General features: G+C 61.5%; 1 protein-coding gene. It reads right to left on the reverse strand.

All coding sequences use genetic code 11. The annotated features are described in order from the left end of the window. On the reverse strand, positions 1-234 hold a 234-nt coding region (locus AAEY83_RS18665; RefSeq protein ID WP_351061689.1), incomplete at both ends, for an ImcF-related family protein.

Genomic DNA, 234 nt, shown 5'->3' on the forward strand with positions numbered 1-234 from the left:
GGACCTGACGCGCCTGCGTCACCAACTGATCGTTCAGCGGGTAGATGAACGGCTGCTTGAGCAAACGCTCGAGGTGCGTGTTCAGTCCATTCTGCACCGCGGTGTTGCCGGTGTAGCGCTGCGACCAGTCAGTGGCGACCCAGTCCTTGAGCCACGCCGCGTCGCGACGATCCTTCATGTTCAGCATCAGGTACGCGCGCAAGCTGTTGAGCAGGCGATCGCGGTCCTTCATGT

The sequence above is a fragment of the Psychrobacter sp. TB20-MNA-CIBAN-0197 genome (assembly GCF_040309765.1).
In the GTDB taxonomy this organism is placed as follows: Bacteria; Pseudomonadota; Gammaproteobacteria; order Pseudomonadales; family Moraxellaceae; genus Psychrobacter; species Psychrobacter submarinus.